Raw genomic sequence first — 12,586 nt, 5'->3', positions numbered from 1 at the left:
CCTACTCGGCAGCCATTGCTGTTTGCAATTCCGATTCCTCCGTTGAATCCTCATGGATCGCATCTGTCGTCGGCTTGATCCGAAACCACGCGGCATAAAGCGCAGGAAGGAACAGCAGGATCAACACCGTGCCGACCGCGGTGCCGCCGATCAGCGTATAGGCCATCGATCCCCAGAAGACGGAATGCGTGAGAGGGATGAAGGCCAGCACGGCGGCAAGTGCGGTCAGGATCACGGGCCTCGTGCGTTGCACCGTGGCCTCGATGACGGCGTGGTAGTCATCAAGGCCGGCAGCACGGTTCTCCTTGATCTGTTCGGTCAGGATCAGCGTGTTGCGCATCAGGATGCCGGCCAGTCCTATCAGGCCCAGAATAGCGTTGAATCCGAAGGGCTGGTTGAAGGCGAGCAACACGGGCACGACGCCGACGAGGCCAAGCGGTGCCGTCAGCATGACCATGGCCATCGTCGAGAAGGATCGTACCTGCAGCATGATGACGATCAACATGGCGGCGATCATGGCGGGAAAGACCGTCGCCAACGCGTCATTGGCCTTGGTTGCCTCCTCGATCGATCCGCCCAATTCGATGCGATAGCCGGCCGGAAGGGATGCGATCAGCGGCTGAAGGGCCGTCTTGATCTCCTTGGAGACCTCTGGAGGCTGGGTCGCCTCATTGATATCAGAGCGAATCGTGACGACGGGTGTGCGATCGCGGCGCTTCATAATCGGCTCTTCCAGACGGATTTCCGAATGGCCGATCTGGTCGAGCGGAATCGGGCGGCCGTCCCGGCTCATCAGGGAGAAATCCGCCAGACGCGCCGGATCCAGCCGTTCGCCGCCGGCGCTGCGTGCCACGATGGGGACATTGCGAATGTCCTCGCGGACCTGCGTAACGGGGATGCCGGTAAGAAGGAACTGGAGTTGCCGGCCCACCTCCGCCGGCGAGAGGCCGATGAGGTTCAGTCGATCCTGATCCGGGATGAAGCGGAGCACGGGTGTGCGATTACCCCAATCCCGGTTGGCCTGCCGCACGTCCGGAACGCCACGCATGATACCGAGCGCTTTTTCAGAGATAGCGTACAATTGCGCGGGATCAGGCCCCATGACGCGAAACTCGACCGGGAACGGCGTGTAGGGTCCGAACACAAGCTGCGTGACGCGCACATTGGCCTCAGGTGCAAGCCCGTCTGACACCGCCTGTCGGAGCCGGTGCTTCAAAGTCTCGCGCGCCTCCGCGTCCGGTGTAAGCACGACGATCTTGGCGAAGGCCGGATCAGGCAGCTCCGGCGCCATCGCGAAGAAGAATCGGGGAGCGCCCTGACCGACATAGCTCGTGACGATCTTGGCCTCCGACTGCTGGTTCAGCCAGCGTTCGAGCTTCTCGACTGTGGCGGTCGTCGTCCCGATGCTGGTGCCTTCCGGCAGGCGAACCTCCACCAGCACTTCGGGGCGGTCGGACGTCGGGAAGAACTGCTGTTTGACGGCGCCCATGCCGACGACGGAAAGCGCGAAAGCGATGGCGACGATGCCGCTGGTTACGAACTTGTGGCGCACGGCGAAGGTGATGAGGCTTCGCAGGCGCCGATAGTTAGGTGTGCCGTAAATCGCGTGGTGACCGCCTTCGACCGGCTTGATCGCGGGCAGCATCTTGACGCCGAGGTAGGGCGTGAAGATCACCGCGACGATCCAGGAGACGATCAGGGCGAACCCCACGACCCAGAAGATGTTGCCGGCGTATTCACCGGCCGTCGAGCGCGCGAAGCCCACCGGCAGGAACCCGGCGACGGTCACGAGTGTGCCCGACAACATTGGCGCCGCAGTGTGGCTCCACGCATAGGCCGCCGCCTTGATGCGATCCATGCCCTCTTCCATTTTCACCACCATCACCTCGATGGCGATGATGGCGTCGTCCACGAGCAGACCAAGCGCCAGGATGAGGGCGCCGAGCGTGATGCGGTCGAAGAACCGGCCGGTTTCCAGCATGATGAGGAACACGACGGCAAGCGTCAGAGGGACCGCGGCCGCCACGACGATGCCGACGCGCCAGCCGAGGCTGAGCAGGCTCACCAGCAGCACCACGCCGAGCGCCATCGCAAACTTCATCATGAATTCGTCAACCGCCGAGGTGATGTTGACGGCCTGGTCGCTGACCTTGGCCAGAGTCATCCCGAGTGGCAGCGTCCGAGCGATAGCTGCGGACCTCTCCTCGAGCGCCTTGCCGAGCGCGAGGCCATCCCAGCCCTCTTGCATAACCGCCGCGAGCATGACGGAGGGCTCACCCTGGTGCCGGATGAGGTAGGTGGGAGGATCCTCGTAGCCGCGGCGCACTTCGGCGATGTCGGAGAGTTTCAGCGTCCGCCCCGCAGCGACGATCGGCGTGTCGGCGATCGCCTGGACGCTGTCATAGGCGCCGTCGACCCGGATGAAGACCTGCGGCCCCTTGGTGTCGATCGAGCCTGCCGGTGTGACGGTGTTCTGCCGCTGCAGGGCGGCAACGATATCCTGCGCCGACACGCCGAGGGTTGCCAGTTTGGCATAGGAAAACTCGATGAATATCTGTTCGGGACGTTCACCGAGGATGTTGATCTTCTTGACGCCGGGCACGTGCAGGAGGTCCTGGCGAATGGTTTCGGCTTGCCTGGCGAGTTCTCGCATCGGCATGCCCTTCGCCTTGAGGGCATAGAGGGCGAAGCTCACGTCCGAATATTCGTCGTTGACGAACGGGCCGAGCACGCCAGACGGCAGCTTGCGCGCTTCATCCCCAAGCTTCTTGCGGGCCTGGTAGAACTCCTCCTGCACGCTCGATGGCGGTGTGCTGTCCTTCAGCGTAACTGTCATGTACGCGTAACCTGGCCGCGTGGTCGTCTCCACCCGGTCGTACCAGGTCAGCTCCTGAAGCCGCTTCTCCAACGGTTCGGCGACCTGGTCCTGCATCTCGCGCGCCGTCGCGCCTGGCCATACTGTCGTGACCGTCAGGGTCTTGATGGTGAACGAGGGGTCCTCCGCCCGCCCGAGCATGACGAAGGCGTAGGCGCCTGCGGCCGCCAACAGCATGATGAAGAACAGGGTGACGGCCCGTTCACGAACGGCGATCGCGGAAAGATTGAAATTCATCATTTGGCCACTCCTAATCCTAGACGTTCGTCCTGGCGCTCGCGCCGTCCTGCAGCAGGTGGGCGCCGAGTGAACCGCGCTTTTCTAAGGAACGCGCGCCTCTGGCTGTGTTTCTGCTAACTTACAATTGGTTCGGCGACAGCTTCTTTGAGGCCAGCTGCCGCTTGGACGGCAAGCCCACGGGCCGCTTCCTGTGAATCTTGAAATTCCTCAAGTGCATAGACTCTACCCCACCGCAGGGTGAACACGTGGAGACCACGGTTCACGTACGCGTCGCCGTCGAGCAGCGTTGCGGTGCCGTCCCACTGGACAAACACGGTGGTATTCCACGGCCAGCCCTTCACCCAGATGTTGTTGACCGTGATATGGAGAGTGGGCTGGACGCGGCCGAGACGCTCAAACCAGCGGCGCAGCGCTTCTTTGTCGTGGCGCTCACCAGCAAGCGCGTGGGCGCCGGAAACGCGGTGATGAACATGCGGCGCGACCGCTTTCACCGCGTCATCCCAGCGATGGTTGTTGACGTGGTCGAAGGTCTTTCGGATTTCTTTCTTGACAATGTAGCTGTACGGCATTTGCCGTCCTCCGACGGTGATCGCGGAAAGATTGAAGCGCGTTAGTTTCCCTTGTTTTCAGATGCAGTCCTGACGCGAGCGCCCTCCTGGAGGAGGTGAGCGCCGAGGGAAACAACCCGATCATCAGAGCTCAATCCGGAGATCACGGCGGTTTCGCTGGTCACACGTGCAAGCTTGACGGGCCGAAAGTGTACGGTCGACGTACCGCTGTCGAAGACCCAAACGCCGGTCTTCCGGCCGTCATCGAGCACGGCTCCCAGCGGCACCTGGACTTCCGGCTGACTCGCCTGGCTTGCCAGCCGAATGGTTACCGTCGCGCCAAGCGGCGCCGCCGCGGCCTCACCGTCGAGCACATAACGGGCCTCATAGGTGCGGGTCTGAGCATCCGCGGAGTCCGACAACTGCCGCAGATGCGCCGTATAGCGCCGCCCATCGACGCCATAGATGCTGGCCTCAGCCTCGGAGCCAATCGCTGGCCTGATCGTTTCGGGAAGCGCGACCACCGCTTCGCGGGGGCCGGCCTTGGCGATCCGAACGACTGTCTGGCCGGCAGAGACGACCTGCCCGGGCTCTCCAAGCGTTTCGACCACCGTTCCGTCCGCATCCGCTACCAGGACCGAGTAGGTCGCCTCATTCTCGGCGACCCGCGCATCAGCTTCGGCGGTGGCGAGTTGTGCCTCGGCCGTATCCAACGCGGCCTTCGCCTGCTCGTAGCGCTGTCGGGAAGCCCATCCGTTGCTGACCAGTTTGGCGTATCGCTGTTCATCCGCTTCGGTCTGAACGAAAGATGCACGCGCTGCAGCAACGGCGTTGCGCTTTGCCGTGACCGCAAGGCGAAGGTCGGTTTCGTCGATCCGCATCAGCGGCTGACCGGCTTTGACCTGCTGACCGGTATTCACCAGCCGTTCCACGATCTTGCCAGCGACGCGAAACCCGAGGTTGCTCTGCACCCTCGCCCCAATGACGCCGGTGAAGCCGCGTTCGGACCCATTCACCCGCGCTGCCGCCGCCAGTCTGACGATCGGTGGTTCCTGCCTCGGGTCGCTCACGGCGGAGGCTGCCTGCGTGTGGATGGAAAGCGTGACGATTGCGCCCACCCCGAACACAGCGGTTAGGATGCTGCCCAGGACAACAACGGGTCTCTTTTTCATGCTCATCGCCTCAAATCAAAATAGATTGCGTTCGCACGGCGGGTCAGCGCATTTGCGCATCGGCTCGCAGAGGCATGTCAGTCTCGGTCGAGACCGTCACCTCCTCGCCAGACCTCGAGAACGTGTAGAGCGAGTCCTGGTAGCCCGGCATGGAGAAGGTCACGGAGTCGCGGTCGGCGAGCCCCATGACGACGCGCAGCGGATCGCCCCCGCCCTTCGGCGCGAAGGTGGCGGTGACCTCCAAGAGGTCGCCATCGACCGGGACGTAGTAGACCGCCATGTCGAGACGTCCCACGTGAAGGCTGCTGCCTTCGATAGGGCGTTCGACGGTGGCTTTCTCGGCAAACGCCGGGGTCGCCAGAAACAGCGCAGCTAGGAGCGATGCGCCCAATGTCTTGCGGATCATCTCGTATCTCCTCTCGATAGATTTCGATCGACCTCTATATGGACCATATAGATTTCGATCGCAATCTAAAAATGAGAGTTCACGAAACAGTGTTTGACGGCAAGTTCCTTTCGGGCGGGCATGAGTCCGCTTCCTGACACCTGGAAGTGTGGGCTCTGATCCGCCGGGGGCGGTGGTCCCTGCGCCGGACATCACCTCGGCAAAGCCGGGCCTCGCTGGAAAACATCAGGGTCCCCGCGGATCGTCTCTTAATCTCTCTTGATAGATTGCATTCGACTTCTATATGCTATAGATGTCGAACGAAATCAAAAAGGGAGTCGACAATGCGCGTGAGTCGGAGCCAGGCCGCAGAAAACCGTCAAACCGTAATCAATGCGGCAAGTCGCCTATTTCGGGAGCGCGGCTTTGACGGCATCGGCCTTAAGGATCTGATGAAGGGTGCCGGCCTGACCCAAGGCGGCTTTTACAAGCAGTTCGCGTCAAAAGAGGATTTGACGGTAGAGGCGTCCAAGCGGGCATTGGAGAGCGCCTCCCGCCGATGGTCGGACGCGGCCGCGGAGAATCCTGATGATCCGCTTGGCGCGGTGATCGCGTTTTACCTCAGTGCCGACCATCGCGAAGAAAAGATGGACGGCTGCCCGATCGTGGCGCTCGGCTCAGATGCCGCCAGACAAGGGCCGGACGTGAAAGCGGCATTCGAAGCGGGGATCAAGGCGCATCTCGAAGTGCTCGGCCGCTTGATTGCCGAGACCGACGGCGAGGAGCCCATTGGCAAGGCCATGGCCATTCTCACGACGATGGTCGGTGCGGTGACGCTATCGCGCGTCGTCAACGACCCTGATCTGGCTCAGGCCCTTCTGGATGCAGCAGTCAAACAGGTCCGAGAAGCCGCCGCCGCTTGAAAAATCGCGCCCCTCAAAGCACGGGAGAAATCGAAATGCTTAGCGTGACAAAAGGCAAACCAAGTTTGCTCGAAATATCGGATACGCTTAGCCTGCGTTTTCAAGAGATCGGCAGCGGGCCTCCGCTACTCCTCATACATACGATCCGCACACAGCTCGAATATTTCCGCAGTCTGGCGCCTCTCCTCGCGAGATCGCACACGGTGTACGCCATTGACCTCCCAGGCCACGGACACTCACCAATAGATCCAGGCGCGAGCTTCGACGAACCTTACTTCCGGCAGGCCGTCATTCGTTTCATCGAGCAGCTAAACCTCTCGGCCGTTACGATCGTTGGCGAGTCGATCGGCGGGACATTGGCCCTCACCGTGGCCGCGGCGCTTCCGCAGCGGGTGAAGCGGGTCTATGCGATCAACCCCTACGACTACGAGACCCGCTACGGGGACGGTATTCGACGCGGCAACTGGTTCGCGAACTTTATCATCGGAAGTTTGCAGATTCCGGTACTCGGCGCGATGAATGCGTCGCTTGAAAACAAGATGGTCCTCAGCAAGATCATGGGCGGCGGATATCACGACCCGCGCAAACTGCCGGCCGATTTGCTTGCTGAGTTCGATGAAGTAGCCCACCGCCCGGGATACAAGCGGGTCGCACGGAAAGTGCTGGCAGGCTGGCGATCCTGGAGCAAGGCACGCGATTACTATCGGCAAATCTCCGTGCCTGTGACGCTCATTTATGGCGATAGCGATTGGTCTCGGCCAAATGAACGCGAACGCACACGGTCGCTGATTCCTGCCTCGCAGATGGTGACGCTCAAAAATACCGGCCACTTCTCGGCTGTTGAGAATCCGTCGGAGCTGGCCCGCGTGATATTGGCAACAGAATGACCGCAATGATCAAACACAGGAGTGTGCAACTATGTTCAAGCGCTTCTGGAGAGCTTGAATTACTGGGCTGAGGTCCCAGGCATGGACGATCCGCGCGGCGAGTACATGTTTGGGCTGGAAGAGCGTGTTGCGAAGCTCGAGCGCGAAGTTGAAGGTCTTCAGATCCAGTCCCGAACAACGCCGGTTGGCTCGCCGGATGACCACGTCCATCAATTGCAAAGTCATCTTCAACAGTGAACGCCGCTAATTCCTCGAAGACGACTAGTCACGAGTTATTTATCTTCGTTACCGCCTGCAGAGCTTCAAAGTTCGTGCAGAGCTCCTAGATCGAGATTGAATGATGGTTATCATATCGTAGCGAAGCGGTTCGCTAACTGCGGATAGGGGCACTTAGGTTTTTTGGAGCAAATATGGGCGAAGTTATTCGATTTGTGTCAAAGTCTGAGCGTGAGCGAGATCGTCTCATTCGAGAGGCGCGTGCGATTTATGACAGCATCTTCCCGCCAGCCGATCCAGTCAGCGAGATTCGGAATAATGCACGGGTGAGTCATACGGTCAGCGGCGCCAATACCTATCGTAGCGACTGATTTCTCCTGTCTTGATCAAGGTCATAGCCGTACTTTGATGCAGTCTCTCCTCTCCGGCAAATTGCCACGAGCAGATCGTCTCACCACCTCAGACTTCGCCGACCTCTCGATGTAGTCCTGCCTGATTGGTGCTTCCAAGCTCGCCGGATGGATGAAGCAGCATCCCACCGAGCGCCTGCTGGCATGGCACTGTGTGGGTCAAAAGCAGTTTTCCTGGCGCGCGGCGGTTATTCGCTTCCGGTCACCGCTTTACCCGCGAGTGACGTCTAATGCGTTTTACAAAGCCGGCGTGAGATCGCAGCGCTCCGCCCCTCTGTTGCATGCCGTGACTATTGATAATATAGTCACTTGCTTTTTTAGGACGGGAGGACAAAAAATGCGGAAGACTGGTGTACACAACTTTCCAGCAATTGATCGTGTCATCTATGGCAAAGCTGCGTCTGACGCTCTGAACGAAGAGGCAGAGCGACTGAACGCAAAGCGCGTCTTCCTTCTCGCCAGTCGAACCCTGAACACAAAGACCGATGAGATCGAGAAGATCCGTCGAGCGCTGGGCAACAAGCACGCGGCGACCTTTGACGGAATTGCGCAGCATACGACGCGCAAGCAAGCTGCCGAGGTTGCCCATCACGCTAAAGACGCAAGAGCCGATCTGATCGTGGCTGTTGGTGGAGGTTCTGCCATCGATCTCGCAAAGATAGTCATCATGGCGATGGAACATGATATCCGCGATGAAGCCGGTTTCGATCCATTCCCCATGGGCCCGGGCGTCAACGTCTCTCCGTTCCGTTCGCCCGCAGTCCGCCAGATCGCGATCCCATCGACGCTGAATGGTGGCGAATACAATGCCGCAGCGCTCGTCACCGATGAGCGTCACAAGTTGAAGCAGATATTCTTCCACCCCCAGATGTCGCCGGTGGCGATTATTCTCGACCCTGCCCTCACCCTTCATACGCCTTCGAGCCTTTGGATGGGATCGGGAACGCGCTCGATGGATCACGGTATCGAAGCGTTGTGCTCGCCCGCCGGCACCCCGTTGGCCGACGAGGTCGTCTTGGCCGGCATCCGCATCCTGCGTGAGGGAATGCTCCGGACCTTGCAGCAACCTGATGATCTGGAGGCGCGGCGACTATCTCAACATGGCTCTTGGCTTGCGTCCTTCGGTCTTCAGGCACGCGTCCCGATGGGAGCAAGTCACGGCATTGGCCATGTGCTTGGAGGGACCTTCGACGTTCCTCACTACTATTGCACACCTGTTATCATGCCGAGCCTGCTTCGCTACAATAAGCCATTCACCGAGGATGCGCAGAAGCGTTTAGCGGCGGCTCTTGGCGGACCAGGTATGGAGGCCGCAGACGCCTTTGCGGAATTTACCAAAAGCCTTGGATTACCTGGCCGCCTTGCTGATGTCGGTATCGGCGAAGACAAGTTTGGCAAGATCAGCACGATTGCAATCAATCATCGCTTCGTACAGGCCAATCCGCGGCCTTTCAAAAACGAAGCTGATATCGTCGATCTGCTACGAATGGCCGCTTAGCCTCAGCGAAACAGCGAATTGTGAGCCTCGCGCGATGGGGCAAACGGGTCTGGCGTGCGGGAAGGATTTCGAATTCTTCCGCGCGCCGTCCACGGCCGCACTGAAGGCGTCGCTCGGATTCAATGCGCAGCATCGGGCAAATCTGCCGCTAATTTCGCGCAAGTCTCTTGCGTTCGTCGCAAGTGGTCTCGAGACAGCCGGTTTGTTCAACCAACCGCCATCAGCGAGGATGGATGAAGATCGGCGAGACTGGGATACCCATCGACGGCCATCAGCAAGTCCGCCTCAGCCAGAATGCATCGCAGTACGTGAACGATACCCTCTACGCCGTCCAGTGCGAGTCCATACGCGTACGGCCGGCCAATCCCAACAGCCGTCGCGCCGAGCGCCAAAGCCTTGATGACGTCCGTCCCTGATCGTATCCCTGAGTCGAACAAAACGGGCGTGTTGCCTGAGGCTTTGACAACGCCAGGCAGCAGGTCCACCGCAGCAATGCCGCCGTTTGCCTGACGGCCGCCGTGATTTGAGCAGTAGATGGCGTCGACGCCGGCATCGATCGCGCGCCGCGCGTCATCAGGATGGCAAATGCCTTTGAGAACGAGCGGAAGCTTGGTCAGCGAGCGCAACCAGGGAAGATCGTCCCAGGTCAAAGGATTTCCGAAAATCTTCGCCCATTGCATGATCGCCGCTTGAAAATCTTCCTCGGGTGGCTTTTGCAGCCTGCTGCGAAACACCGGATCCGAAAAATAGTTACTGAGAACATGCCCATGCAGCTGAGGAAAATTGGCCAGGTTAAGATCCCGTGGCCGCCATCCGGTGACCCCATGTATCCAGAGTCACCACGATGGCCTTAAATCCCGCTGCCTCGGCCCGGCGGATCAGGCTCTCGGCTACTTCCCGATCGTTGGGAGTGTAGAGCTGGAAGAAGCCTGGCGTATCGCCAAATTCGGCAGCCACCTGCTCGAGCGGATCGCTGCTGAAGGTCGACGCCATCATCGGAACGCCGATCTTTTGCGCAGCCTTTGCCGTCGCGATGTCGCCACGGAAATCCTGCGCGCATAATCCGATGACGCCGATAGGGCTCATGAAGAGCGGGGTTGGAAGCCGCATCCCGAAAAGGTCGATCGACAGATCCCGCTTGGCGGCGCCGACAAGCATGCGAGGGATCAAACCCCACCGCTCAAATGCAGACACGTTGATATTCTGCGTATGCTCGTTGCCGCAGCCGCCGGCCACGTAAGACACAAGACTCGGCGACATCGCAGCGTGCGCCCGCGCTTCCAATTCGCGGAAATCTACCGGAAGTTTCGGCAGTCTTCCGCTGAGGCCGCCAACATAGATTTCTGTCTGGTAGTCGCCGTAGTGACCCAATGTGTCCTCCCGTAGTCCTACCCATTGTGATTGGTGGGCGGCGCGAGCATAGCCTATCGCCGTCCGGTCTTTGGCGCAGCGCCTGACGTTTTCAGCTCATTCACGCGCAGGCGGCCAGTGAAGAGGCCAACGCGCTCAACCGCCGGCCTCTAAGCGGCTGAAAGCCGGATTTGATCCCCCTCGGGTCCGAGACCACGGCAAGAACGCACGAGCTTGATTCCCGCCTTCCAGCTCCGTCCCTACTTGCCGGCTTCTCTGGCGCGACGCGCCTCAAAAGACTTCACATGCGCATAGGCCGCGCTGAGAAGGACAGGAATTTGTCCCGCTTTCGCCCGACCCAAGAGGTCGCCCAGAACATGATCGCCTTCCGTCTGCGATCCTTTCTCGATATCGCGCAGCATGGACGCCATCAGCGGCGAGCCTGGCATTGTGAAGATGGATCGCGTGCGTTCCATAAAGGCCGGACGTGGCTCGAATCCTGCCCCGGCCGCGATCCCGCTGCACTCGTCAAGAAAATTCATCACAAGGCCGGATGCGCCAGCGGCGACGATATCCCCGATCGAGGCGCGCATCAGACAGGTCGAGCCCGCGGCGGTGGCGATGAATACCCATTTCTCCCACATGTCCTGCAGGATATTGTGGCTGGCCTCGGCAATAAAATTGGCACCTGACAATTCAGCGATGATCTCATCGCGGCGCTTCGATCGCGCCTTGTTTTGCTCGCCAAACCCCAGCGTATGCAAATCGACGAGATGGAGAATCTCACCATTTGCAGACATCGTGGCCGAGATGGCGCATTGACCGCCAAACACCCTCTCCTCCCCGAAGCGGGCGTTCAGTACTTCGATATGACGCAGGCCATTCAAAAAGGGAATGATGACCGTATTGTCTCCCACCGCGGGGGCGAACGATTGAATGGCACCGTCGAGATCATAGGCCTTGCAGCTCAACAATATCAGATCGTAGTAGCCTTTCAGCCGTTCGGATGTCACGGTCGGCGGTGATGGCAGATTGAGATTGCCGGCTGGGCTCCTGATGACAAGCCCATTCGTCCTGAGCGCTTCTGCACGGGCCGGCCGCACCAGGAACGTGACATCACGTCCCGCGGCCAGAAGCCGAGCGCCAAAATATCCGCCCAACGCTCCGGCGCCGATTACCAGTATCCGCAAGATTCATCTCCTTCTAGCCTCTCAATTGCGGGACCTCGGCTGCAGCCAACAAGCCGCCGCCGATCAAGCTTAGTCTCTGTAGCGCGATCCTTTTGCATCAAGCGCCCGACGATATGCTTCGAACGAATCTTGCCCAAAGGAGGTTTTTTCGTCGAAGCCCTTTGCAACCTCGCTCTGCATCTGACGCGTCGTCCGACGCAGAACCTCTTCCGACAAGGGCCGCCAGCTCTTGCCGAACGTTGCAGCTGCGAGTTGCACTTCGCACGCGCGTTGCAGGATCGTCATGCGGAACAGTGCCTCCGCGGCAGTCCTCCCGCATGTCAGAAGACCATGATGTCTCAGGATCATGTAGTTCTTGTTGCCGAGCGATTTTACGAGGCGCTCGCGCTCACCAAGGTCCGTCGAAATGCCCTCGAAGTCGTGATACGCGATTTGCTCATAAAGCATCGCGCCGTAGAAGCTATGATGCGACAGCCCCTCGTCCGTGCAAGCAACAGCCACACCGGCCGTCGTGTGCGTGTGGGCGATGAAATGGGCGTCATCGCGCGCGGCATGAACCGAAGAATGGATCGTGAAGCCCGGCGCGTTGACGCGTCCCGGAACGTCTACAACCTTGTTCCCATCAAGATCAATCTTGATGAGATTGGAGGCTGTGACTTCGTTGTACGCCAGCCCAAATGAATTGATCAGAAAGTGCTTGTCGGGACCCGGTGCCCGCGCGGTGATATGATTGTAGATGTGCTCGCACCAGCCTAGATCAAAGAAGACATGGTACAGCGCGGCGAGATCCTCCCGGACCAGCCGTTCCTCGGCCGCCAGAACGTCGTGGCTGACATTTCCAGGTGAGGTTTGGATGTTCATGCGCTCCCCTCCGAAACACTTCATCGTTGGT

At 59.8% G+C, this 12,586-nt stretch carries 12 protein-coding genes; 4 read left to right on the top strand and 8 right to left on the bottom strand.

Going from position 1 to position 12,586, the window contains the following annotated elements:
* Position 1 precedes the first annotated feature (1 nt).
* From V1292_RS16495 to V1292_RS16480, 4 genes are all read right to left on the bottom strand, one after another.
* Positions 2-3,112, bottom strand: coding sequence for an efflux RND transporter permease subunit (locus tag V1292_RS16495; protein ID WP_334377069.1), 3,111 nt, complete (start codon positions 3,110-3,112; stop codon positions 2-4).
* 116 nt (positions 3,113-3,228) lie between these two features.
* Complete coding sequence (locus V1292_RS16490) at positions 3,229-3,684, bottom strand: nuclear transport factor 2 family protein (protein WP_334373778.1); 456 nt, start codon at positions 3,682-3,684, stop codon at positions 3,229-3,231.
* A gap of 41 nt (positions 3,685-3,725) precedes the next feature.
* Positions 3,726-4,835, bottom strand: a complete 1,110-nt coding sequence (locus V1292_RS16485) for an efflux RND transporter periplasmic adaptor subunit (RefSeq protein ID WP_334373777.1) — start codon at positions 4,833-4,835, stop codon at positions 3,726-3,728.
* Between the two features lie 43 nt (positions 4,836-4,878).
* Complete coding sequence (locus tag V1292_RS16480) at positions 4,879-5,241, bottom strand: hypothetical protein (protein ID WP_334373776.1); 363 nt, start codon at positions 5,239-5,241, stop codon at positions 4,879-4,881.
* Between the two features lie 323 nt (positions 5,242-5,564).
* Here V1292_RS16480 and V1292_RS16475 point away from each other — a divergent pair, with 323 nt between their 5' ends.
* From V1292_RS16475 to V1292_RS16460, 4 genes are all read left to right on the top strand, one after another.
* A complete protein-coding gene (locus tag V1292_RS16475) occupies positions 5,565-6,143 on the top strand; it encodes a TetR/AcrR family transcriptional regulator (protein WP_334373775.1) in 579 nt (192 codons plus the stop codon).
* A gap of 35 nt (positions 6,144-6,178) precedes the next feature.
* Positions 6,179-7,030, top strand: coding sequence for an alpha/beta fold hydrolase (locus V1292_RS16470; RefSeq protein ID WP_334373774.1), 852 nt, complete (start codon positions 6,179-6,181; stop codon positions 7,028-7,030).
* Positions 7,031-7,111: 81 nt separating this feature from the next.
* Positions 7,112-7,267 carry a hypothetical protein gene (locus tag V1292_RS16465; protein WP_334373773.1) on the top strand — a complete coding sequence of 52 codons (156 nt, stop codon included), beginning with the start codon at positions 7,112-7,114 and terminating at the stop codon, positions 7,265-7,267.
* A gap of 726 nt (positions 7,268-7,993) precedes the next feature.
* Complete coding sequence (locus V1292_RS16460; protein ID WP_334373772.1) at positions 7,994-9,154, top strand: iron-containing alcohol dehydrogenase; 1,161 nt, start codon at positions 7,994-7,996, stop codon at positions 9,152-9,154.
* A 206-nt stretch (positions 9,155-9,360) separates the two neighbouring features.
* On the opposite strand, the gene V1292_RS16455 is transcribed toward V1292_RS16460, so the two are convergent.
* The 4 genes from V1292_RS16455 to V1292_RS16440 all read right to left on the bottom strand — a co-directional run bounded on the left by V1292_RS16455 (position 9,361) and on the right by V1292_RS16440 (position 12,555).
* Complete coding sequence (locus tag V1292_RS16455) at positions 9,361-9,927, bottom strand: alpha-hydroxy-acid oxidizing protein (protein WP_334377068.1); 567 nt, start codon at positions 9,925-9,927, stop codon at positions 9,361-9,363.
* A 19-nt stretch (positions 9,928-9,946) separates the two neighbouring features.
* Entirely contained in the window at positions 9,947-10,390 is a 444-nt protein-coding gene (locus V1292_RS16450) for an alpha-hydroxy-acid oxidizing protein (protein WP_334373771.1), read from the bottom strand.
* 374 nt (positions 10,391-10,764) lie between these two features.
* A complete protein-coding gene (locus tag V1292_RS16445) occupies positions 10,765-11,694 on the bottom strand; it encodes a ketopantoate reductase family protein (RefSeq protein ID WP_334373770.1) in 930 nt (309 codons plus the stop codon).
* 69 nt (positions 11,695-11,763) lie between these two features.
* Entirely contained in the window at positions 11,764-12,555 is a 792-nt protein-coding gene (locus tag V1292_RS16440) for a class II aldolase/adducin family protein (RefSeq protein WP_334373769.1), read from the bottom strand.
* Positions 12,556-12,586: the final 31 nt, after the last annotated feature.

Origin of the sequence: Bradyrhizobium sp. AZCC 1719 (assembly GCF_036924525.1) — a bacterium.
Lineage (GTDB): Bacteria > Pseudomonadota > Alphaproteobacteria > Rhizobiales > Xanthobacteraceae > Bradyrhizobium.
The sequence above is the reverse complement of the archived record's forward strand: the minus strand, read 5'-3'. Positions and strand labels throughout refer to the sequence as shown.